Genomic DNA, 22,556 nt, shown 5'->3' with positions numbered 1-22,556 from the left:
TTGGCGAAGGAACGCTCGTCGATGACCGCGCCGATGAAGTGGGAGAAGTCGGTGACGTCGCCCATGGCGATGCCGTCGACCTCGGCGGCGAACTCCTCCTTGAAACCGGAGTTCCAGATGGACGCCGGGATGTACGCCCGGGAGGTCGCCGAGCACTTCTGGCCCTGGTACTCGAAGGCACCGCGGGTCAGGGCGGTCTTGAGGACGGCGCGGTCGGCGCTCGGGTGGGCGACCACGAAGTCCTTGCCGCCGGTCTCGCCGACCAGCCGCGGGTAGGAGCGGTACTTCTCGATGTTGTTGCCGACCGTCTTCCACAGGTACTGGAAGGTCTTGGTCGAGCCGGTGAAGTGGATGCCGGCGAGGTCCCGGTGCTCCAGGGCGACCTCCGAGACCGCGATGCCGTCGCCGGTGACGAGGTTGATGACGCCCTTGGGCAGCCCGGCCTCCTCCAGCAGCCGCATGAGCAGCACGGCGGCGTGGGTCTGGGTCGGGGACGGCTTCCACACCACGACGTTGCCCATCAGCGCGGGCGCGGTGGGCAGGTTGCCCGCGATCGCGGTGAAGTTGAAGGGCGTGATCGCGTAGACGAAGCCCTCGAGCGGGCGGTGGTCGAGGCGGTTCCAGACGCCCGGGGCGTTGGCCGGGGGCTGCTCGGCGAGGATCTGGCGGGCGTAGGACACGTTGAAGCGCCAGAAGTCGATCAGCTCGCAGGGAGTGTCGATCTCTGCCTGCTGGGCCGTCTTGGACTGGCCGAGCATGGTGGAGGCGGCGAGCGTCTCCCGCCACGGGCCCGACAGCAGCTCGGCGGCGCGCAGGAAGATCGCCGCACGGTCGTCGAAGGACAGCGCACGCCAGGCGGGCGCGGCGGCCAGCGCCGCGTCGATGGCGTCCTGCGCGTCCTGCTGGGTGGCGTTGCGGTAGGTACCGAGGACGGCCTTGTGGTTGTGCGGCTGGACGACCTGGAAGGCCTCGCCGCCGCCCATCCGCTGCTCACCGCCGATGGTGCAGGGCAGGTCGATCGGGTTGTCGGCCAGCTCCTTCAGCTTGGCCTCCAGCCGGGCGCGCTCGGGCGTGCCGGGGGCGTAGCCGTGCACCGGCTCGTTGACGGGGGTGGGGACCTGGGTCACAGCGTCCATGAGATCCGTAACTCCTTGAGGTGAGCGGTGTTGCGGGCGGGGTGCGGGCTCAGCCCTTGGTGATCATGCTGCGCACGAAGAAGCGCAGGTTGGCCGGCTTCTCCGCCAGGCGCCGCATGAAGTAGCCGTACCAGTCGGTGCCGTAGGCGGTGTAGACGCGCATGCGGTGACCCTCGGCGGCCAGCCGCAGGTGTTCGTCGCTGCGGATGCCATAGAGCATCTGGAACTCGTACTCGTCCATTTTGCGCCCGGCGCGGTGGGCGAGTTCCTGGGCGATGCTGATCAGACGCGGGTCGTGGGAGCCGACCATCGGGTACCCCTCGCCGTCCATCAGGATCCTCAAGGTCCGGACGTACGCCTTGTCGATCTCGTTCTTCTGCTGGTGGGCGACCTCGGCGGGCTCCTTGTAGGCGCCCTTGACCAGGCGGACGCGGCTGCCGCTCGCGGCGAGGCGGCGGGCGTCGGCCTCGGTGCGGAAGAGGTAGGCCTGGATGACGCAGCCGGTCTGCGGGAAGTCCTTCCGCAGTTCCTCGTGGATGGCGAACATCGAGTCGAGGGTGGTGTGGTCCTCGGCGTCCAGGGTGACGGTCGTGCCGATGGCGGCGGCGGCCTCGACGACGGGGCGGACGTTTGCGAGGGCCAGCTCGTGGCCGTTCTCCAGCGCCTGGCCGAACATGGACAGCTTGACGGACATCTCGACCTTCTCGCCGAGCTCCAGCTCCTCGAGGCGGCCGATCAGCGTCAGGTAGGCGTCCCGGGCGGCGGTGGCCTGCTCGGGGGTGGTGATGTCCTCGCCGACCACGTCCATGGTCAGCTCCAGGCCCTCAGCGGTGAGGTCCTCGATGATCGGGACGACGTCGTCCACCGTCTCACCGGCGATGAAGCGGTCGACGACCTGCTTGGTCACCGGGGCCGCCGAGATCAGGCGTCGCATCCGGTCGCTGCGCGACGCGGCGAGAATCACGGGACCCAGCACGGGGCACCTCCACAACAAGGCCAAAGAAGGCCGACACCCGACATCGGGTACGGCACGGAGAACCACCGTGAAACCTAAGGATCCCCCCGATCGTCGGCCATCGACAGCTGTCACGCATCCGCGCCCGGGATCTCAGACAGATGTATGAAGGCGGCGCGGATATGCGGGACAATGCCCGGGTGATGTCCGATGCCGCACCTTTCAAGAACGTGGGTGACTACCAGGAGCTGGTCGACGAGATATCGGAGCTCCTGGGCGTGCCGGCGACACTGGAGAACCGCGACTTCGAGCTGATCGCCTTCGGCGCGTACGACAGCGAGGGCGAGCTGGACGCCTCCGCGCTGGACCCGGTGCGCACCCGCTCGATCCTGACCCGGCGCTCCACGGCGGCGGTCCGGAGATGGTTCGAGGGCTTCGGAATCACGCGGGCGACCGGCCCGGTACGCATCCCGCCGACCCCGGAGGCGGGGGTGTACCGGGGGCGCATCTGCCTCCCCGTACGCCATCGGGGTGTCGTCCTCGGGTACGTCTGGCTGCTGGACGACGACCCTGGTCCCAGCGAGCGGCAGCTGACCGCGGCGATGGGGGTCGCGGACCGGATCGGGGCGCTGCTCGCGGACGAGGCGCAGCACGGTGCGGACCTGACCCGGGAACTGCGGTCGGTGCTCACGGCGGAGCGGGGCTGGCCGCGGGACATGGCGGTGGCGGAGCTGCGCACGGCCCTCGGTGCTCGCGCGGACGGTCCGCACACGGTGGTGTGCGTGGCACCCTGGCCGTCCGCCGACCCGGGTGACGCGCCCTCGGTCCGTACGCTGCCGGGGGCGACCGCGCTGTGCACGGTGCCGTGGGGGCTGGCCGCGCAGTCGCTGGCACTGCTGGTGCGGTTGCGGTCGACGCACACCATGACTCCGGCCGTGTCGGCGGCGGGGCGGCTGCTGGAAAGGGGCGGGGACGGGACCGGGGCCGGGGCCGGCGCGGTCGCCGCCGGGATCGCCGCGGCCCGGATGGGGCTCGCCGAGCTGGGGGCCGCCTGGCAGGAGGCGTCCGCGGCGGCCCGTGCGGCCCTGGCGGAACCCCGGTTCGGGCCGGTCGCCGAGTGGGCGCAGATCGGCCCGTACCGTCTGCTGACCTCGCTGCCGCCCGAGACCGCCCACGATCCGGTGGTGGCCCCCTTGCTCACGCCCGCCCACCAGGAGCTGGCCCGTACCGCCGAGGTCTACCTCGACTGCGCGGGCCAGGCCGGCCGCACCGCCGCCGAGCTGGGCATCCACCGCCAGACCCTGTACTACCGGCTGTCCCGGGTGGAGCAGCTGACGGGACTGGACCTCGACGACGGGGAGGACCGGCTGCTGCTGCACATGGCGCTGAAGGGGGCGCGGCTCTAGGGGCGCGTCGCGGTGGCGGCCTCGATGACCTGGCGCAGCCCCTCGGTGAGGGCGTCCTCGTCGGGCGCGGTCCTGGGGTCGAAGGTCCACTGGGCGATGAGGCCGGTCATCAGCGTGAGGTAGAACCGGCCGAGGGTGTCCGCGGTCCCGTCGGACACCTCCTCCTCCGGTACGCCCATGAGCAGCGCGACGAGACCCCGGCCGCCCTCCCGCTGGGCGCGGGACAAGTGGTCGCGGACCTCGGGCAGTTGGACGGTCATGACCTCCATGCTGAGCCGCCACACGGAGCCGGGCGCGCGCATGCTGTCGACGATTCCCCGCCACACCGCCCGGAACCGCTCGAGCGAGCCGGGGGCTCCGTCGACGCCGTCCTCCCCGGCCCGGCCGAAGCCGTCGGACATGCCCTCCACCAGCGAGACGTAGGCCTGCGCGAGCAGCGCGTCCTTCGAGCCGTAGTGGTAGCCGATCGAGGCCAGGTTGGTCCCCGACTCCTTGACGATGTCGCGCGCCGTGGTGCGCGCGAAGCCCTTCTCCAGCAGGCAGCGCTTGGCGCCTTCGAGCAGATCCTCACGGTGTCCCATGCGGACCACCCTACTCCGCGATCCATACAGCCGTCCTAGACGCATGAATTACACAAGCGTTCTAGACAAGCGTTTAATACGCGCGTACATTCCTTGGCATGACGAACTCGACGAGCGCCACCCCGACCGCCCTCGCCGGGCGCCGTGAATGGACCGCCCTCGGCGTGCTGATGCTGCCGCTGCTGCTGGTCTCGATGGACGTGTCCGTCCTCTACTTCGCGACCCCCGCGATCAACGCGGACCTGCGGCCGACCGGCACCCAGCAGCTGTGGATCTTCGACATCTACGGCTTCGTCCTGGCCGGCCTGCTGATGACGATGGGCTCGCTCGGCGACCGCATCGGCCGCCGCCGGCTCCTCCTGATGGGCGCCGCCGCCTTCGGCACCGCCTCGGTGCTCGCGGCCTACGCCGACAGCGCCGAGACCCTGATCGCCGCCCGCGCGGTGCTCGGCATCGGCGGGGCGACCCTGATGCCGTCGACCATGGCCCTGCTGCGCACCATGTTCACCGACCCCGGCCAGCGCGCGAAGGCCATCGGCCTGTGGTCCGGCGTGATGACGGGCGGGATCGCGCTCGGCTCGGTGATGAGCGGCATCCTCGTCGAGCACTTCTGGTGGGGGTCGGTCTTCCTGGTCAACCTGCCCGCAATGCTGCTCCTGCTGGTCCTCGGCCCGGTCCTGCTCCCCGAGTCCCGCAGCGCGAACCCCGGCCGCTTCGACTGGGTGAGCGTCCCGCTGTCGATGGCCGCCGTGCTCCCCGTGATCTACGGCCTCAAGGAGATCCCGTCGGAGGGCTGGCACATCCGGTACGTCGTGTCGGTCGCCGTCGGCCTGCTGTTCGCCGCGCTCTTCGTCCGCCGGCAGCGCACCAACGCCTCACCGCTGATCTCCCCGGCCCTGTTCCGGGCCCGCGGCTTCACCCCGTCGATCGTGCTCACCCTGGTCTCCGCCTTCGGGATGATGGGCTCGGCCCTCTTCACCACCCAGTACCTGCAGTCGGTCCTCGGCAAGAGCCCCCTCGAGGCCGCGCTGTGGAGCCTGCTCCCCTCGGTCCTCATCGGCGTCGCCGGACCGGTCACCACCCAGCTCGTCCAGAAGGGCGTCGACCGGGGGTACGTCGTCGCCGCCGGCTTCGCCGTCACCGCGGCCGGCTACGGCATGCTCGCCCTGACCGGCACCGACTCCCTGTGGCTCACCCTGGCCGCCGCCGGCGTCCTCGCCTCCGGGGTCGTCATGGTGATGTCCCAGCTGTCCGACCTCGCCATGAGCACCGCCCCGGTCGAGCAGGCGGGCGCGGCCTCCTCCGTCATGGAGACCGGCACCGAGTTCGGCGGCGCCCTCGGCATGGCGGTCCTCGGCTCCATCGGCACGGCCGTCTACCGCCACGACATCCCGGCCTCGGCTCCGGCCGCGGCCCACGAGACCCTGGGCGGCGCCCTCGCCGTCGCCGGCCGGCTCCCCGCCGGGGCGGGCGACGCCCTGACCACGGCCGCACGGGAGGCGTTCACCAACGGGATGCACGCGGCGGCGCTCGGCGGGGCGGTACTGCTGGCGGGCGCGGCCGTGGCGGCCGCGATGACCCTGCGGCGGATCCAGGTGCGGGAGGTTCCGCGGGCCGAGGAGCCGGAGGCAGCGACCGCCTGACGGGGCGGAGCAAGACGAAAGCGCCGGGCGGGCTGGATCACCAGCCCGCCCGGCGCTTTCGTACCGGTGTCGCCCTGCCGGGTCAGACGAGGTTCACGGAGCGGGCCGACGTGGCGCCGATCTCCTCCGCGACCTCGGCCAGCACACCCGAGTCCACCGTGTCGTCGACGGTCAGCACGGCCAGCGCCTCGCCTCCGGCCGCCGCCCGGGCGACCTGCATACCGGCGATGTTGACGCCCGCCTCGCCGAGGATCCGGCCGACGGTGCCGACGACACCCGGCCGGTCCTCGTACCGCAGGACGACCATGTGGTCGGCGAGTGCGAGGTCGACGTCGTAGTCCCCGACGGCGACGATCTTCTGGAGGTGCTTCGGGCCGGCCAGGGTGCCGGAGACCGACACCTCCTCGCCGTCCGCGAGCGTGCCGCGCACGGTGACGACGTTGCGGTGGTCCGCCGCCTCGGAGCTCGTCGTCAGGCGCACCTCGACACCGCGCTCCTGGGCGAACAGCGGGGCGTTGACGTACGACACGGTCTCGTCGACGACGTCCTCGAAGACGCCCTTGAGCGCGGACAGCTCCAGCACCTTCACGTCGTGCTGGGTGATCTCGCCGTACACCTCGACGTCGAGGCGGACCGCGACCTCGCCCGCGAGCGCGGTGAAGATCCGGCCGAGGCGCTCGGCGAGCGGCAGACCCGGCTTGACGTCCTCGGCGATGACACCGCCCTGGACGTTCACCGCGTCCGGCACCAGCTCACCGGCGAGGGCGAGACGCACCGACCTGGCGACGGCGATGCCCGCCTTCTCCTGCGCCTCGTCCGTCGACGCGCCGAGATGGGGGGTGCACACGACCTGGTCGAACTGGAACAGCGGGGAGTCGGTGCAGGGCTCCTTGGCGTACACGTCCAGGCCGGCGCCGGCCACGCGGCCCTCCTTGAGGGCGGAGTACAGCGCCTCCTCGTCGACGATGCCGCCGCGCGCGGCGTTGACGATCCGCACCGACGGCTTGACCTTGCGCAGCGCCTCCTCGCCGATCAGGCCGAGCGTCTCGGGCGTCTTGGGCAGGTGCACGGTGATGAAGTCGGAGACCTCGAGCAGCTCGTCCAGCGACAGCACCTTGACGCCCATCTGCGCGGCGCGGGCGGGCTGGATGTAGGGGTCGTAGGCGACGACCTTCATCCCGAAGGCGGACATGCGCTGCGCGACGAGCGCGCCGATGCGGCCGAGGCCCACGACACCGAGGGTCTTCTCGGCGAGCTCCACGCCCGTGTACTTGCTGCGCTTCCACTCGCCGTTCTTCAGCGCGGCGTTGGCCTGCGGGATGTGGCGGGCGGTGGCGACGAGGAGACCGCAGGCCAGCTCGGCGGCGGTCACGATGTTCGAGGTGGGGGCGTTGACGACCATCACGCCGGCCTTGGTGGCGGCGGAGACGTCCACGTTGTCCAGGCCGACGCCGGCTCGTGCGACGACCTTCAGCTTGTTCGCGGTGGCGATCGCCTCGGCGTCGACCTTGGTGGCGGAGCGGATCAGGATCGCGTCCACGTCGGCGATGGCGGGGAGCAGTTCGGCCCGGTCGGCGCCGTTGCAGTGCCGGATCTCGAAGTCCGGGCCGAGCGCGTCGACGGTGGCGGGCGAAAGCTCTTCAGCGATGAGTACGACGGGTTTCGAGCTCACGTGAGGTCCTCACAAGTCCAATGCGGACGGCCGTCCCGACGGCCGCAGGCGGTGGAGGGGAGCGGCACCGGAAATGCCTCGGGGTCGCTTAGCCGCGGAAGACGCACGACGCTGTGGGCCTGACGCGTGTTGTGCAGCAGTGTAGTGGCGTGACACGGAGCGTCTTACGCCTCTGCGGAAGGATCACCCGTCCGTGGCAGGACGGTATGGCCAACGGGGCCGGAGCAGTCCTGCTCCGGCCCCCGGGGCCTTCCTGGAAGCCTACGCCTCCTCGTTGACCCAGCTCATCAGCTTGCGCAGCTGCTTGCCGGTGGTCTCCAGCAGGTGCTCGGAGTCCTGCTGCTTGTACTCGTTGTACTTCTTCAGGCCGCCGTGGTACTCGTCCATCCAGTTCTGGGCGAAGGAGCCGTCCTGGATCTCGGCGAGGACCTGCTTCATCTCGGCCTTGGTGGCGTCGGTGATGATCCGCGGACCGGTGACGTAGTCGCCCCACTCGGCGGTCTCGGAGATGGACCAGCGCATCTTCTCCAGGCCGCCCTCGTACATGAGGTCGACGATCAGCTTCAGCTCGTGCAGGCACTCGAAGTAGGCGATCTCGGGCTGGTAGCCGGCCTCGGTCAGCGTCTCGAAGCCCGCCTTGACCAGTGCCGCGGTGCCACCGCAGAGCACGGCCTGCTCACCGAACAGGTCGGTCTCGGTCTCCTCGGTGAAGGTCGTCTTGATGACGCCGGCGCGGGTGCCGCCGATGCCCTTGGCGTACGACAGGGCGAGCGCGAAGGCGTTGCCGGAGGCGTCCTGCTCGACGGCGGCGATGCAGGGAACGCCGCGGCCCTCCTCGTACTGGCGGCGCACCAGGTGGCCCGGGCCCTTCGGGGCGACCATGCAGACGTCCACGCCGGCCGGGGGCTTGATGAAGCCGAAGCGGATGTTGAAGCCGTGACCGAAGAACAGCGCGTCGCCGTCGTTCAGGTTCGGGGCGATGTGCTCCTCGTAGACCTGGGACTGGATGGGGTCCGGGACCAGGATCATGATGACGTCGGCCTCGGCGGCGGCCTCGGACGGCGTCACCACGCGCAGACCCTGCTCCTCGGCCTTCGCCTTGGACTGGGAGCCCTCGTGCAGACCGACGCGGACGTCGACACCCGAGTCGCGCAGCGACAGGGCGTGGGCGTGGCCCTGGCTGCCGTATCCGATGACCGCGACCTTGCGGCCCTGGATGATGGACAGGTCGGCGTCAGCGTCGTAGAACAGCTCGGCCACTTTGGGTTCTCTCCTTGGTGTACAGGGTGTGAGTCCCACCGTATGACGGCGGGTCGCAGGGGAGTTTCGGGGTCTCGCGATACGGGCGGCCGGTGTCACCCGACCGCCCGAGCGCGTCCTTACGCCGACCGGTCGAGGGCGCGCAGCGACCGGTCCGTGATCGAGCGGGCGCCCCGTCCGATCGCGATGGTGCCGGACTGGACCAGCTCCTTGATGCCGAACGGTTCCAGCATCTTGAGCATGGCGGTCAGCTTGTCGCTGCTGCCGGTGGCCTCGATGGTCACGGCGTCCGGGGAGACGTCGACGGTCTTGGCGCGGAAGAGCTGGACGATCTCGACGATCTGGGAGCGTGTCTCGTTGTCGGCGCGCACCTTCACCAGGACGAGTTCGCGCTGGACCGCCTGGCCGGGCTCCAGCTCGACGATCTTCAGCACGTTGACCAGCTTGTTGAGCTGCTTGGTCACCTGCTCCAGCGGCAGGTCGTCGACCTGCACCACGATGGTGATGCGGGAGATGTCGGGGTGCTCGGTGACCCCGACGGCGAGCGAGTCGATGTTGAAGCCGCGGCGGGAGAACAGCGCGGCGATCCGGGCGAGGATGCCGGGCGTGTTCTCCACCAGGACGGAGAGCGTGTGCTTGGACATGTCTGGTCTTCCTCTTCGCTCTTCCCGGCTCAGTCGTCTTCGTTGTCGCCGAAGTCGGGGCGGACGTCCCGGGCGGCCATGATCTCGTCGTTGGAGGTGCCGGCGGCGACCATCGGCCACACCATCGCGTCCTCGTGGACGATGAAGTCGACGACGACGGGGCGGTCGTTGACGGAGTTCGCCTCTTCGATGACCTTGTCGAGGTCGTCCGGGGACTCGCAGCGGATCGCGTGGCAGCCCATGGCCTCCGACAGCTTCACGAAGTCGGGGACGCGGGTGCCGGCGCTCGGGCCCTTGGGGTCGTCGCCCGGGCCGGAGTGCAGCACGGTGTTGGAGTACCGCTGGTTGTAGAACAGGGTCTGCCACTGGCGGACCATCCCGAGGGCACCGTTGTTGATGATGGCGACCTTGATCGGGATGTTGTTCAGGGCGCAGGTGGTGAGCTCCTGATTGGTCATCTGGAAGCAGCCGTCGCCGTCGATGGCCCACACGGCCCGCTCGGGCTGTCCGGCCTTGGCGCCCATGGCGGCCGGGACCGCGTAGCCCATCGTGCCCGCGCCGCCGGAGTTCAGCCAGGTGGCGGGCTTGTCGTACTGGATGAAGTGGGCGGCCCACATCTGGTGCTGGCCGACGCCCGCCGCGAAGATCGTGCCCTCCGGCGCGAGCTGCCCGATGCGCTCGATGACCTGCTGCGGGGACAGGGAGCCGTCCTCGGGCTGGTCGTAGCCGAGCGGGTAGGTCTCGCGCCAGCGGTTGAGGTCCTTCCACCAGGCCGCGTACCGGGACTTGGCGGCCTCGCCCTGCGTGCCCTCGCTGTGTTCCTTCTGCACCGCCTGGACCAGGTCGGCGATGACCTCGCGGGCGTCCCCGACGATCGGCACGTCGGCGGCGCGGTTCTTGCCGATCTCGGCGGGGTCGATGTCGGCGTGGACGATCTTGGCGTACGGGGCGAAGCTGTCCAGCTTGCCGGTGACGCGGTCGTCGAAGCGGGCTCCGAGGGCGACGATCAGGTCGGCCTTCTGCAGCGCGGTGACGGCGGCGACCGAACCGTGCATGCCCGGCATCCCCAGGTGCTGCGGGTGGCTGTCGGGGAACGCGCCGAGCGCCATCAGGGTGGTGGTGACGGGCGCTCCGGTGAGCTCGGCGAGGACCTTGAGCTCCGCGGTGGCGTGGGCCTTCTGCACGCCTCCGCCGACATAGAGGACGGGCCGCTTCGCGGAGGTGATCAGCTTGGCCGCCTCACGGATCTGCTTGGCGTGCGGCTTGGTGACGGGCCGGTAGCCGGGCAGGTCCAGGGCCGGCGGCCAGGAGAAGGTGGTCTTCTTCTGGAGGATGTCCTTGGGGATGTCCACCAGGACCGGACCCGGGCGGCCGGTCGAGGCGATGTGGAACGCCTGCGCGATCACCCGGGGGATGTCCTCGCCCCTGGTGACCAGGAAGCTGTGCTTGGTGATCGGCATGGTGATGCCGACGATGTCCGCCTCCTGGAAGGCATCCGTGCCGATGGCGGAGGACACCACCTGACCGGTGATGGCGACCAGCGGCACCGAGTCCATGTTGGCGTCGGCGATCGGGGTGACCAGGTTGGTGGCGCCGGGACCGGAGGTCGCCATGCAGACGCCCACCTTGCCGGTGGCCTGCGCGTAGCCGGTGGCCGCGTGGCCGGCGCCCTGCTCGTGCCGGACCAGGACGTGGCGGACCTTGGTGGAGTCCATCAGCGGGTCGTACGCCGGAAGGATCGTGCCGCCGGGGATACCGAATACCGTGTCGGCCCCGACCTCCTCGAGAGAGCGGATGAGGGACTGCGCGCCCGTGACGTGCTCGACGTGGGCGGACTGTCCTCCGGAACGGGGCCGCGGCTGCGGATGGTGGGCCCCGGTGGCCTGCTCGGTCATCGGCATTCTCTTCTCGATGCTGAGGTTTTTGCGAGGGTTTGTGCGAGGTTGGTGCGGTGTACGGCTGCTGTACGACAGGTGCTGGTGCAACAAAAAACCCCTCGTGCCGGAAGGCAAGCGAGGGGAGCGCGCCGGTGAGGGTCGCTGGGCTTTCCGGATCCTCCTCCGGTGGGTCCCAGCTCAGCCGACGCGCTGTCCAAGTACGAGAATTCGGGTGCGCATGGCACAGACCCTCCCCCCGACGCGCACCATGTGTCAAGTGGGTGGGACGGGCGTCTCATTATGTGAGCGCAGTGCATTGCTGCCTCCGAAGACGGCGGAGACTCCGCCGGTGACACCACTGGTGTACACCCCCGCGGAACCGCCTGCGAACACCGGCGCGGGTTCGGCCGCCGCGTGCGGAACCGGATAGTGGCCGGATCCGAGCGCTCTGCGCAGCCGGTACTCGTCCAGTGGCCCGGAGAAGGCCGTGCCCATGGCGTGCGTGCAGCCCATCGCGCGCAGCGCTCCCACCTGCTCGGGCAGGTCCACGCCCTCGGCCACGGACTGCAGTCCGAGGTCGGTGGCGATACGCAGCAGCCCACTTGTGATCTTGTGCAACCGTGCCGACTCCACGACGCCCTCGACCAGGCTGCGGTCGAGTTTCAGCACGTCGACGGGGAGTCTGCGCAATGCCGTGATCGCCGCGTAGCCGCTGCCGAAGCCGTCCAGCGCGATCCGGACACCGAGCCGACTGAGCGCGGTCAAGCGCCGCTCCAGTTCGTCCAGGCCCACCCGGGGATCGGTGTCGGACAGTTCCAGGACGAGCGAGCCGGACGGCAGCCCGTGACGCGTCAGAAGGGCTTCCACCGAGCCGAGCGGCATGGAGCGGTCCAGCAGCCGCCGGGCGCTCATCCGGACGGACACGGGCACGTTCAGCCCGGTCGCGGCCCGCTCGGCGGCCTGCTCCACGGCCTCCTCGATGACCCAGCGCTCGAGTTCGGAGGTCTTGTCGCTGTCCTCGGCCACCCGCAGGAACTCCGCCGGGGTGAAGAGCACTCCCTGGGAGGAGCGCCAGCGTGCCTGCGCGGAGACCGAGGTGATCCGGCCGTTCTCCAGACACACCACCGGCTGGTGCAGCAGCGCGAACTCACCGTCGTGCAGTGCGGCACGCAGCCGCGTGGCCAGCTCCGCCTTGCGTACGACGTCCTGCTGCATCTGGGGTTTGTACAGCTCGACGCGGCCCTTCCCGGCCGACTTGGCCCGGTACATCGCGAGGTCGGCGTTGCGCAGCAGCTCGCCCGCGCCGAGGCCGGGTTCGGCGAAGGCGACGCCGATGGAGGCGTTGACACGGACGTCGTTGCCGTCGATCAGGTACGGCTGGGAGAGGGTCGTCCTGAGGCGGTCGGCGAGCTCCAGGATGTTCCGCTCCCGGGCGGCGCGGTCGCGGGTGCCGTCACCGACGATCAGGGCCGCGAACTCGTCGCCGCCCAGCCGGGAGGCGGTGTCCCCCTGCCGGACGGCGTCCTGGAGTCTGCGGGCGGCCTGGACGAGCAGTTCGTCCCCCGCCTGGTGCCCGATCGTGTCGTTGACGGCCTTGAAGCCGTCCAGGTCGATGAAGAGGACCGCCGTGCCGCGCAGCCGGTCGCCCCGGTCGGAGGCGCGGCGGCCGGACAGGGCCTGCTGCACACGCTTGGTGAACAGGGAGCGGTTGGGCAGGTCGGTGAGCGGGTCGTGTTCGGCGTTGTGCTGCAACTGCGCCTGCAGCCGCACTCTTTCCGTCACGTCCCGGCTGTTGAAGATGAGGCCCCCGTGGTGGCGGTTGACGGTGGACTCGACGTTCAGCCAGCCGCCGTCACCGGAGCGGAAGCGGCACTCGATGCGGGTGGTGGGTTCCTCGAGCGGACTGGCGGCGAGGAACCGGCGCACCTCGTGCACCACGCAGCCCAGGTCCTCCGGGTGGATGAGATGGGCCAGTTCCGTGCCCACCAGTTCCTCGGCGTGCCGTCCGTAGACCCCGGCGGCGGCCGGGGAGACGTACCGGAGGATGCCGTTGGGCGCGGCGATCATGATGACGTCGCTGGAGCCCTGCACCAGGGAGCGGAAGTGGTTCTCCTTCTGGGCCAGTTCCTGGGTGAGGGTGATGTTGTCGAGCAGCATGATGCCCTGGCGTACGACGAGGGCGAGCACGACGCAGCCGGCGGTGATGAGCACCACGTGGTCGGGGCTGCGGCCGTCGAGGACGTTGTACAGGATGCCCAGCGTGCAGACGGCCGCGGCCAGGTACGGCGTGAGTGCGGCCAGGGATCCGGTGAGGGGCGGGCCCGCCGGGTACCGGCTGTGATCACCCCCCGGCGCGGGCTCGGGCGCGTACGCCGACGCCGCGGGGTGGCCGCCGCGCTGACCGGGCACGTGTTCGTGGATCACGCGGGTGTGCCCGTCCGTGCCACGCCGGTCTCTCTCGGCGTTCTGCGGATCCTGGCGCCGGGGAGCGGCCCACGGGGCGTACGCCAGGAGCAGCGAACCGGCGAACCAGCCCGCGTCGAGCAGCTGGCCCGAGTGGTAGCTGCTGTGCAGCAGCGGCGAGGTGAACAGGGCGTCGCACATCACGGTCAGGGCGAGGGCGCCGATCGCGGTGTTCACCGCGGTCCGGTTGCCCGGTGCGCGCCTGAAGTGCGTCGCGAGCACCATGCTGACGAGGGCGATGTCGAGCAGCGGGTACGCCAGCGACAGGGCGGCGTGCGCCACGCTCGGTCCGTCGAACCGGGCGGCCTGGGCGAGCGCGAGGCTCCACGACAGGGTGAGCAGGGAGCCGCCGATCAGCCAGGCGTCCAGCGCCAGACAGATCCAGCCCGCCTTGTTCGCCGGGCGTTTGGCGAGCACCAGCAGCCCCACGATGGCGGGCGGTGCGAAGCACAGGAAGAACAGGTCGGCGTAGCTGGGGCTGGGCACGGGCTGGTCCAGCACGACCTCGTACCATCCCCAGACCGCGTTGCCCAGGGCCGCCATCGCCGATGACAGGGCGAACAGCAGCCAGGCGGGCCGGAAACGGACCCGTGGGCTGCGGGCGTAGAGGAAGCAGGAGACGGCGGCGGTGCCCGCCGCCGCGGTCAGCCCGAAGTCGCCCATGACCAGCGCGACTGTGTTCGAGCCCCAGTCGAACGCGGAACCGACGGCGTATCCCGCGCACACCAGGGCCAGCACCAGCTGGTGGACGAGGCGTGGGCCGTGGCCGGAGGCCGGAGGCAGGGGCAGCAGCGTCCCCGACGGGCGCTGCGTACGCGGCGGTCCGTCGAGGGTCGTGACGGGCGGGGGGCTCACCGGGCCCTCCCGGTCCGTGCGTGGTGGCCGGTGTGGTGGTCGGTGTGGTGGCCGCGCCTGAGCGTGACCTTGCGCCAGGGTCGCCGTCGGCGGCTCCGCCGCGTCGGATCGTTCGTCCATAGGCCGTGCATCGCCCGTCGCCCCCCTCACAAATTCTGAAATGTCCATCCCCGGCGCCGAACGGTCCGCGGCGCAGCCCCTGTCGGGACGATACACCAGTCTCGTCACTCAGGGACATAGCTTCTCTACGCTCCGTGACGATCTACGGCAACACGCGTACGCACCGCGCCCGCGGGGTCGCGGAGGGTACGCGATCGGGGCTACGCCCCTGCCGAGGAGCCCGTCGTGAGGATCACGTTGCGCAGCGGCTCCCGGTTCACGAAACGGCGCAACTGGTCCGCCAGCAGCCGCTGGGCGCGCGGCAGGAACGCCGAGGTGGGACCGCCCACGTGCGGGCTGATCAGCACGCCCGGCGCACGCCACAGGGGGTGCGCCGGGGGCAGCGGCTCCGGGTCGGTGACGTCCAGGGCGGCGCTGAGCCGTCCGCTGTCCAGCTCCGTGAGCAGCGCCTTCGTGTCGACGACCGGCCCCCGGGCCACATTGACCAGGAGGGCCCCGTCCTTCATCCGGGCCAGGAAGTCGGCGTCGACCAGGCCCCGGGTGGCCTCTGTCAAGGGCGTGGAAAGGACTACGACGTCGGCATCGGGGAGCAGGGAGGGCAGTTCGGTGAGCGGGTGCACCGGACCGCGCGCCGTGGTGCGACTTGAGCGCGCGACGCGCGCCACCCGCGCGAGCTCGAAGGGCGCGAGCCGGTCCTCGATGGCCGCGCCGATGGCTCCGTATCCGACGATGAGGACGTTCTTGTCGGCGAGGGCCGGACGGAACCCGCTCTGCCAGCGTCCCTGCTCTTGCGCCCGGACGAAATCGGGAATCCCCCGCAGCGACGCGAGGATCAGCGTGAGCGCGAGCTCGGCGGTGCTGGCCTCGTGCACACCCCGGGCGTTGCACAGCCGCACGCCCGGCACGATGGACGACAGCCGGGCGGTGATGTCGTCGACTCCCGCGGTGAGCGTCTGGATGACCTGGACGTGTCGCAGGTGCTCCAGCGGGCGCACCTTGACCGACCAGCGCTTCATGTACGGCACCACGTACACGGCGCATTCCGCGGGGTCGCCGGGGAACTCCTGGTCGCCCCCCTCGCCGCCGTCCCAGAAAAGGTAGTTCAGGCCCTCGGGGAGCCCTTCGATCTCGTCCGGCGGGATGGGAAGCCACACGTCAGCAGTCATGGTCCCGAGGCTATGTCAGGCCCGCCGGAGCGCAGAGGTTAGGTTGGGGGCCGGTCAGAGGGAGGTTCACGGCAGGTGGAGCGCAGGACGATCGGCGCGGGGGCGCTCGCGGTGGGGGCCGTCGGACTCGGGTGCATGCCGATGAGCTGGGCGTACAGCGGGTCGCGGCAGCGGGGCGAGGAGTCGGTCAGGGCCGTGCACCGGGCTCTGGACCTGGGTTCGACGCTGCTCGACACGGCCGACATGTACGGGCCCTTCACCAACGAGCTGCTGCTGGGCCGGGTGCTCAAGGAGCGCCGTGCGGATGCTTTCGTGTCGACCAAGGTCGGCCTGCTGGTCGGTGAGCAGCACATCGTGGCCAACGGGCGCCCCGGATACGTGAAGCGGGCGTGCGACGCGTCGCTGCGTCGCCTGCAGACGGACGTGATCGACCTGTACCAGCTCCACCGCGCCGACCCGGAGGTGCCGGTCGAGGAGACGTGGGGCGCGATGGCGGAGCTCGTCCGGGCGGGAAAGGTACGGGCGTTGGGCCTGTGCGCGGTGGGTGCGCGCGCCGGCCGCCGCTCCGGCAGGCGTCTGCACGACGCCACGCTGCGCCAGCTGGAGCGGGTGCAGCAGGTGTTCCCGGTGAGCGCGGTGCAGGCCGAGCTGTCGGTGTGGTCGCCGGAGGCACTGGACGGGCTGCTGCCCTGGTGCGCGGCCCGGGGGGTCGGTTTCCTGGCCGCGATGCCTTTGGGCAACGGTTACCTGACCGGCACGCTGACCCCGGGCGAGGGCTTCGAGCGGGACGACCTCCGCGCCCGTCATCCCCGCTTCACGGCCGAGATGATGGCCGCCAACCAGCCGGTCGTGGTGGGCCTGCGCCGTATCGCCCGCCGGCACGGCGAGGACGTGACCCCCGCCCAGGTGGCCCTCGCGTGGGTACTCGCCCAGGGCCGCCACGTCGTCCCTGTCCCGGGCAGCAAGCGGGAGCGCTGGGTGACGGAGAACGCGTCCGCGGCGGGGCTCCGCCTGACGCCGGAGGACCTGGCGGAGGTCGCGGGACTGCCCCCGGCCCAGGGATCGTGGGACTGACCGTCGGTACCGGGGCGCATCGGGAACCCGGGCCGCGCGGACGGTGTGGGTGAGAGAGAGTGGCGGTGTGGGTGAGAGAGAGTGGCGGTGTGGGTGAGAGAGAGTGAAGGTGCCGCCGGGACCGCCGCTGAAGGGACCAAGATCGTGCAACGTCGAGCTGTGACAGCCGTGTTGGCCGCGGCCGCGCTCCTGCTGGCGGCGGGCTGCTCCGCGGACGGGGGGTCGTCGCCGGGCGGCGGGAGTACGACCGCGGTGGGGACGTCCTCCGGTGCGGCCCCGTCGGCACCTGCGGCCGGGCGGACACCGCCGGCCAAGGGCACGGTGACGGTACTGCGCACGGTCGCCGAGGACCTGAAGAGCCCGTGGGGTCTGGCCCCGCTGCCGGACGGCGGCCTGCTCGTCTCCTCCCGGGACGACGGGACGATCATCCGTGTCGACGAGAAGACGGGCCGGAAGACCGAGCTGGGCAAGGTCTCCGGGGTCTCCCCGGCCGGGGAGGGCGGCCTCCTCGGTATCGCCCTCTCCCCCGGCTACGCCTCCGACCACATGGTCTACGCCTACTTCACCTCGGCATCGGACAACCGCATCGTCCGCATGCTCTACGACGCGCACAAGCCCGCCGGCGAACAGCTCGGCGCCCCCGACACGGTCTTCAAGGGCATCCCCAAGGGCTACATCCACAACGGCGGCCGGATCGCCTTCGGCCCGGACGGCATGCTCTACGCCGGCACGGGCGAGAGCGGCAGGCGGGGCCTGGCCCAGGACCGGAAGTCGCTGGGCGGCAAGATCCTGCGGCTGACCCCGGAGGGCGAGCCGGCCCCGGGCAACCCCTTCCCCGGCTCCCCGGTGTACAGCTACGGCCACCGCAATGTGCAGGGGCTGGCCTGGGACGGCAAACAGCGCCTGTTCGCCTCGGAGTTCGGCCAGGACACCTGGGACGAGCTGAACGCGATCAGGCCCGGCGGCAACTACGGCTGGCCGGACGCCGAAGGCAGGTCGGGCGACTCCCGGTTCCTCGACCCCCTCGCCCAGTGGCACACCGACGACGCCTCCCCCAGCGGCATCGCGTACGTGGACGGCGTCATCTGGATGGCCGGCCTCAAGGGCCGGCGCCTGTGGCGCATCCCGCTGGACGGCACGAAGGCCTCGGCGGACCCGCAGGCCTTCCTCACCGGCAAGTACGGCCGGCTCCGGACGGTGGTGGCGGGCGACGGCAAGCTGTGGCTGGTCACCAGCAACACGGACGGCCGGGGCCACCCCACAAGCGGGGACGACCGGATCCTGGAGTTGCGGGTGAGGTGAGGACGAGGTGCTCAGCGTCCGGGACGCTCAGCCCTCCGGGGAACTCTCCTGAGGTTGTCGCGGCAGCCGGACGACGACCTTTCCGGAGACGAGGTCTATCGGTCCGCGTCCGGGGTCGCCGTCGCCGACGTCCTCCCGGGTCAGCTCCAGCCGGTTCTGCTCGTCGCGGGTGTGTTTGCGGCCGGGCGCGAACAGTTCCTCGAAGACGTTGAACACGCGCTGCCTCCCTCGGCCGACGTCCCTACAGCGTAAGCCTCACCCCGCTGATCGGGACGGGGGCGTTTCAGCCGGGAACAGCCCTTGCCGGTGCGCCAGCGCCGCCGCCTCGCCCCGGCCCGAGACACCGAGCTTGCCCAGGATGTTCGAGACGTGGACGCTCGCCGTCTTCGGGGATATGAACAGCTCCTCGGCTATCTGGCGGTTGGTCCGGCCGGCGGACACCAGGCGCAGGACGTCCCGCTCCCGGCTGGTGAGACCGAGCGCCTCGGCGGGGTCGGCGGCGAGTTCCCGCCGTGCGGCGCGGGCCGGGGTGAGGCGGGCCCGCTGGGCGAGCAGGGCGACGGCCCGGGTCAGCGGACGGGCGCCCAGGTGGTCGGCGACGGCCCCGGCGAGGCGGAGCAGCACCGCGGCCCGGTCCCGCTCGTCGTCGCCGCCGTCGGACAGCAGGGCCTGGGCGAGTCGTAGCCGGACGCGGGCGAGGTCGTAGGGGCGCTGAAGACACTCGAAGGCGGTGACCACGTCCGACCAGGTGTCCGCGGTGTCCTCGGCGGTGGCGCGCAGCAGTTCGGCGCGGGTCCACTTCTCGTGGGCGAGCCAGACGGGTGCGCCGGTGGTGAGCTTTCTGGCGGCCTCGAAGAGGCGGTCGAGGAACTCGGCACGGCCCTCCGCCGCGGCCGGCAGGGTGCGGGCGTCGGCCTCGGCGGTGGCGGCCGCCAGCAGCAGCGGCCAGGCGTAGCGGTGCGTGCCGGGCGGAAAGCCGGGCTCCAGGGCCTGCAGCAGTTCGGCGCGAGCGTCGGGCAGCCGGCCCTCCGCGGCGGCGACGCCGATGGCGATGCGGGCCACGGGCAGGGAGTGCTGGGGTGCGGGGTCGTGGGGGCCGTAGTGGGCGCGGGCGGTGGCGAGACGGCGGCCCGCCTCGGCGGTGTCCCCCCGGCCGAGCGCGAGGTGGGCGAGGCGGAGGGCGCCCAGGCCCTGGGGTTTGGCACCGTGTCCGACGGTGAGCGCACGGGCGGCGGCGTCGGCGGCCTCGTCCCAGTGGCCGAGCACGTACAGCGACTCGGAGAGGTTGCCCCACACCCAGGCCTCGGTGTCCAGCAGGCCGTACTTGCGGGTGTAGGCGATCCCTTCCCGCAGGATCGGGACGGCTTCCCGGGCGCGGCCCACCACGTGCAGTTCGCTGGGCAGGTTCACATAGGCGCGGCCGGCGACCTGTGTGACGCCTTCCTCCAGTGCCTGCTCCTTGACCTGGCGCATCAGGGCGAGCCCGGCCTCGGGGTCACCCGCGTCGACCATGAGGCCGCCGAGGGTGAGGCGGGCGTGCAGCTCGATTTCCCGGGCGCCCACCATCCGCGCGTACTCCACGGCCTGTTCGGCGGCGGCGAGGGCGTCGGGACCGGGCTCGCGCAGCATGGACCAGTTGGCGACCTGGGCGAGGATCTCGGCGTGCACCTCCGACGGCGGCAGTCCGCGGACCAGTTCCTGTGCGGTGGCCAGTTCCTTCCAGCCGTCGCCGCGGGCCTGGGCCTGGACCAGCCGGGAGCACTGTGCCCAGAACCAGGCGGCGCGCAGCGGATCCTCCTCGTCCTCCAGCAGCCGCAGCGCCCGCTTGGCGATCTTCATGGCGCGTTCCCGTTCCCCGCAGAAGCGGCCCGCGACGGCCGCCTCCGCCATGAGGTCGAGATAGGTCAGGGGCGTGGTGGCCGGGTCGCAGCCACAGGGCCGGTAGGCGTCGGTGTGGTCGTTGACGCGCAGGGCGCCGCGTACCTCCTCGGGGGTGGTGTCCCACAGCTCCATCGCCCTCTCCAGCAGGCGCAGCTGCTCGCTGTAGGCGTGCCGGCGGCGAGCGACGACCGAGGCGTCCAGGACGGCGGGCAGGGCCTTGGCCGCGTCGTGGGCGTGGTACCAGTAGCTGGCCAGGCGCATGACGCGGGCGTCGGCGGGGACGAGTGCGGGGTCGGCCTCCAGGGCCTCGGCGTAGCGGCGGTTGATACGGGAGCGTTCGCCGGGCAGCAGGTCGTCGGCGAGGGCCTCGCGGACCAGGGAGTGCCGGAAGCGGTAGCCGTCGCCGGTGGGCGCGGGCTTGAGGATGTTGGCGCCCACGGCGGCGCGCAGTGCCTCGATGAGGTCGTCCTCGGCGAGCCGGGTGACGGCGGCGAGCAGCCGGTGCTCGACGGTGGAGCCGCCTTCGGCGATGATCCGGGCGACCCGCTGGGCGGGTTCGGGCAGTGCCTCGACACGGACCAGGAGCAGGTCGCGCAGGGTGTCGGTGAGGCCGGTGCAGCAGTCCTCGCACGCGGCGGCGGCGAGTTCCTCGACGAAGAACGCGTTGCCGTCGGAGCGTTCGAAGATCTCGTCGACCTGGGCGGGGTCGGGTTCGGTGGCGAGGATACCGGCGATCTGGCGGCCGACCTCGTCGCGGGTGAAGCGGGCGAGTTCGAGTCGGCGGACGGTGCGCAGCCGGTCGAGTTCGGCGAGCAGGGGCCGCAGGGGGTGCCGGCGGTGGATGTCGTCGGACCGGTAGGTGGCGAGGACGACGAGGCGGCCGGTGCGCAGGGTGCGGAAGAGGTAGGCGAGGAGGTGGCGGGTGGAGGCATCGGCCCAGTGCAGGTCCTCGAGGGCGAGGACGACGGTGCGTTCGGCCGCGATGCGTTCCAGGAGTCGGGCCGTGAGTTCGAAAAGGCGGGCCATGCCCTGTTCGTCGTACCGGCTGGCGGTGGCCTCGCCCAGTTCGGGCAGCAGCCGGGCCAGTTCCTCCTCCTGGCCGGCGGCCGCGGCGGCCAGTTCGTCGGGGAGGGCCTGGCGCAGGGCGCGCAGGGCGGTGGAGAAGGGGGCGAAGGGCAGTCCGTCGGCGCCGATCTCCACACAGCCGCCCAGCGCGACGACCGCGCCCCGGCGGCCGGCCGCGGCGGCGAACTCCTCGACGAGCCGTGTCTTGCCGACGCCGGCTTCGCCGCCGATCACCAAGGCCTGCGGCTCCCCCGCGGCGGCACGGGCGAGCGCGTCGTTGAGGACGCCCAGTTCGTCGGTGCGGCCGACGAACACGGGACTTACGGATCTGGTCTCCACGGGCCCGAGCATCGCACGGTGGCCGGGCCCTGCGGGCCGGGTTTTCCACAGCGCCGGTACGTTCGTCGTACGGCCATACGGAAGCGGGCGGCCGGCTTCCGTCCGGCCGCCCGCTTCCGCTCCCGTACTCACGCGGCGCGGGCGAGCCGGTCCCGGCGAGGAACGCGGGTATGGGCCTCGGGCTCGGCGCCACGGCGGACCGCCGCCTCGCGACGAGCGGTGCGTCGTTGCCTGACCACCTCACGGACCAGACGCTCGGCCTCGGCCTGACGGTGCAGCTCGGTGGTACGGGCCTGCTGCAGTTCCAACGCGAACATGATGTCTCCCCTGGTGAAAGGTGCTTTCCCGGATCGCTTCCGGCGATGTCTCCACCTTCGTCTCCCAGGGGGGTGCGCCACATCGGGAGAGTTCCGCATCTTCGGCGGACCCGCGGGGACGGGGCACACGTAAGGGGCCTCAGTCCGTCCGTAAGGCCCTCACGGACGGACTAAGGCCCCTAAGGGGGGTGTCGTTCGCGTGCTCGTTCAGCCTGCGGTGGGCAGGGCGAGCAGCGCGTCGGAGTACTTGAGGACCGCCAGGAGCAGGCCGATGACGCCGAGCGAGACACCCGCCCAGGCGACCGACTTGATCCAGGCGGCCTGCGGCTTCCCGGGGGCGCCGAACGCGGGCCGGGCCAGCACGACGACGCCGGTGATCAGCGCGGCCAGCGCGAACAGGCCGCCCCACAGCGCGGTGGCGTGCCAGGCGTCGCCGTAGACCGCCTTGATCTGCTTGGCCACGGTCGCGCCCGAGGAGGTCTGCAGCTGGCCGATCAGAGTCTCGCGCGCGGCGGCCACGGTGCCGACCCAGCCGCCGGTGAGCCCGACCAGGCCCAGCGCGGCGGAGACCACGGCACCGGCGCCCTGGCCGACACCGGAGGGGCCCGCCTCCTCGCTCACGTGCGCCGGCTCCTTGCCGCCGGTCTCCGTGTTCTCGGCCGTCACCTCGTCGGTGGCGCGCTCCTCGGCCCGCTCGTCGTCGTTCCTGACGACGTCGGCCGTCGCCTCTTCCTTCTTCGCCTCGGCGCCGGTCTCGGTTCCGTCCACTGTCTTCGTTCCCATGCCTCGCACCGTACGGA

17 protein-coding genes are annotated in these 22,556 nt (G+C 71.4%); 4 read left to right on the top strand and 13 right to left on the bottom strand.

Annotation, left to right across the window (positions count from 1 at the left end; translation table 11 throughout):
* Together ACWC21_RS29880 and ACWC21_RS29875 are read right to left on the bottom strand one after the other, a co-directional pair.
* The coding region (locus ACWC21_RS29880) for an aldehyde dehydrogenase family protein (protein ID WP_450886228.1) at nt 1-1,136 on the bottom strand (1,136 nt) is incomplete at its 3' end.
* A gap of 49 nt (nt 1,137-1,185) precedes the next feature.
* Nucleotides 1,186-2,112, bottom strand: a complete 927-nt coding sequence (locus tag ACWC21_RS29875; protein WP_450886226.1) for a proline dehydrogenase family protein — start codon at nt 2,110-2,112, stop codon at nt 1,186-1,188.
* Between the two features lie 161 nt (nt 2,113-2,273).
* On the opposite strand from ACWC21_RS29875, the gene ACWC21_RS29870 reads away from it, so the two are divergent.
* On the top strand, nt 2,274-3,497 hold the full coding sequence (locus tag ACWC21_RS29870) for a PucR family transcriptional regulator (RefSeq protein WP_450886224.1): 1,224 nt from the start codon (nt 2,274-2,276) through the stop codon (nt 3,495-3,497).
* On the opposite strand, the gene ACWC21_RS29865 is transcribed toward ACWC21_RS29870, so the two are convergent.
* A complete protein-coding gene (locus ACWC21_RS29865) occupies nt 3,494-4,078 on the bottom strand; it encodes a TetR/AcrR family transcriptional regulator (RefSeq protein ID WP_450886222.1) in 585 nt (194 codons plus the stop codon). The genes ACWC21_RS29870 and ACWC21_RS29865 overlap by 4 nt on opposite strands.
* Before the next feature lie 98 nt (nt 4,079-4,176).
* On the opposite strand from ACWC21_RS29865, the gene ACWC21_RS29860 reads away from it, so the two are divergent.
* Nucleotides 4,177-5,721, top strand: coding sequence for an MFS transporter (locus ACWC21_RS29860; RefSeq protein ID WP_450886220.1), 1,545 nt, complete (start codon nt 4,177-4,179; stop codon nt 5,719-5,721).
* 82 nt (nt 5,722-5,803) lie between these two features.
* Here ACWC21_RS29860 and serA read toward each other — a convergent pair whose 3' ends face one another.
* The 6 genes from serA to ACWC21_RS29830 form a co-directional block, all read right to left on the bottom strand.
* The gene (gene serA / locus ACWC21_RS29855; RefSeq protein ID WP_450886218.1) at nt 5,804-7,393 is read right to left on the bottom strand and encodes a phosphoglycerate dehydrogenase; all 1,590 of its coding nucleotides are present in this window, start codon (nt 7,391-7,393) and stop codon (nt 5,804-5,806) included.
* A 261-nt stretch (nt 7,394-7,654) separates the two neighbouring features.
* Complete coding sequence (gene ilvC / locus ACWC21_RS29850) at nt 7,655-8,653, bottom strand: ketol-acid reductoisomerase (protein ID WP_450886216.1); 999 nt, start codon at nt 8,651-8,653, stop codon at nt 7,655-7,657.
* Nucleotides 8,654-8,772: 119 nt separating this feature from the next.
* The gene (gene ilvN, locus ACWC21_RS29845) at nt 8,773-9,297 is read right to left on the bottom strand and encodes an acetolactate synthase small subunit (protein ID WP_450886214.1); all 525 of its coding nucleotides are present in this window, start codon (nt 9,295-9,297) and stop codon (nt 8,773-8,775) included.
* A 29-nt stretch (nt 9,298-9,326) separates the two neighbouring features.
* Nucleotides 9,327-11,192, bottom strand: a complete 1,866-nt coding sequence (locus ACWC21_RS29840) for an acetolactate synthase large subunit (protein ID WP_450886212.1) — start codon at nt 11,190-11,192, stop codon at nt 9,327-9,329.
* Between the two features lie 255 nt (nt 11,193-11,447).
* On the bottom strand, nt 11,448-14,492 hold the full coding sequence (locus tag ACWC21_RS29835; RefSeq protein ID WP_450886210.1) for a putative bifunctional diguanylate cyclase/phosphodiesterase: 3,045 nt from the start codon (nt 14,490-14,492) through the stop codon (nt 11,448-11,450).
* A gap of 320 nt (nt 14,493-14,812) precedes the next feature.
* Nucleotides 14,813-15,778 (bottom strand): 2-hydroxyacid dehydrogenase, encoded by a 966-nt coding sequence (locus tag ACWC21_RS29830; protein WP_450886209.1) that lies wholly within the window; start codon nt 15,776-15,778, stop codon nt 14,813-14,815.
* Nucleotides 15,779-15,853: 75 nt separating this feature from the next.
* On the opposite strand from ACWC21_RS29830, the gene ACWC21_RS29825 reads away from it, so the two are divergent.
* Both ACWC21_RS29825 and ACWC21_RS29820 read left to right on the top strand, forming a co-directional pair.
* Nucleotides 15,854-16,852 (top strand): aldo/keto reductase, encoded by a 999-nt coding sequence (locus ACWC21_RS29825; protein ID WP_450886207.1) that lies wholly within the window; start codon nt 15,854-15,856, stop codon nt 16,850-16,852.
* Between the two features lie 159 nt (nt 16,853-17,011).
* Nucleotides 17,012-18,154 (top strand): PQQ-dependent sugar dehydrogenase, encoded by a 1,143-nt coding sequence (locus ACWC21_RS29820; protein WP_450886205.1) that lies wholly within the window; start codon nt 17,012-17,014, stop codon nt 18,152-18,154.
* Nucleotides 18,155-18,181: 27 nt separating this feature from the next.
* On the opposite strand, the gene ACWC21_RS29815 is transcribed toward ACWC21_RS29820, so the two are convergent.
* The 4 genes from ACWC21_RS29815 to ACWC21_RS29800 all read right to left on the bottom strand — a co-directional run bounded on the left by ACWC21_RS29815 (nt 18,182) and on the right by ACWC21_RS29800 (nt 22,539).
* Nucleotides 18,182-18,370, bottom strand: coding sequence for a DUF6191 domain-containing protein (locus ACWC21_RS29815; protein ID WP_450886203.1), 189 nt, complete (start codon nt 18,368-18,370; stop codon nt 18,182-18,184).
* A 39-nt stretch (nt 18,371-18,409) separates the two neighbouring features.
* Nucleotides 18,410-21,451 (bottom strand): helix-turn-helix transcriptional regulator, encoded by a 3,042-nt coding sequence (locus ACWC21_RS29810; RefSeq protein ID WP_450886202.1) that lies wholly within the window; start codon nt 21,449-21,451, stop codon nt 18,410-18,412.
* Nucleotides 21,452-21,567: 116 nt separating this feature from the next.
* Nucleotides 21,568-21,756: a hypothetical protein gene (locus ACWC21_RS29805; protein WP_450886200.1), complete on the bottom strand. Its 189-nt coding sequence runs from the start codon at nt 21,754-21,756 to the stop codon at nt 21,568-21,570.
* Between the two features lie 207 nt (nt 21,757-21,963).
* Nucleotides 21,964-22,539 carry a hypothetical protein gene (locus tag ACWC21_RS29800; RefSeq protein WP_450886199.1) on the bottom strand — a complete coding sequence of 192 codons (576 nt, stop codon included), beginning with the start codon at nt 22,537-22,539 and terminating at the stop codon, nt 21,964-21,966.
* Nucleotides 22,540-22,556: the final 17 nt, after the last annotated feature.

This window comes from Streptomyces sp. NPDC001348, assembly GCF_053597535.1.
The sequence above is the reverse complement of the archived record's forward strand: the minus strand, read 5'-3'. Positions and strand labels throughout refer to the sequence as shown.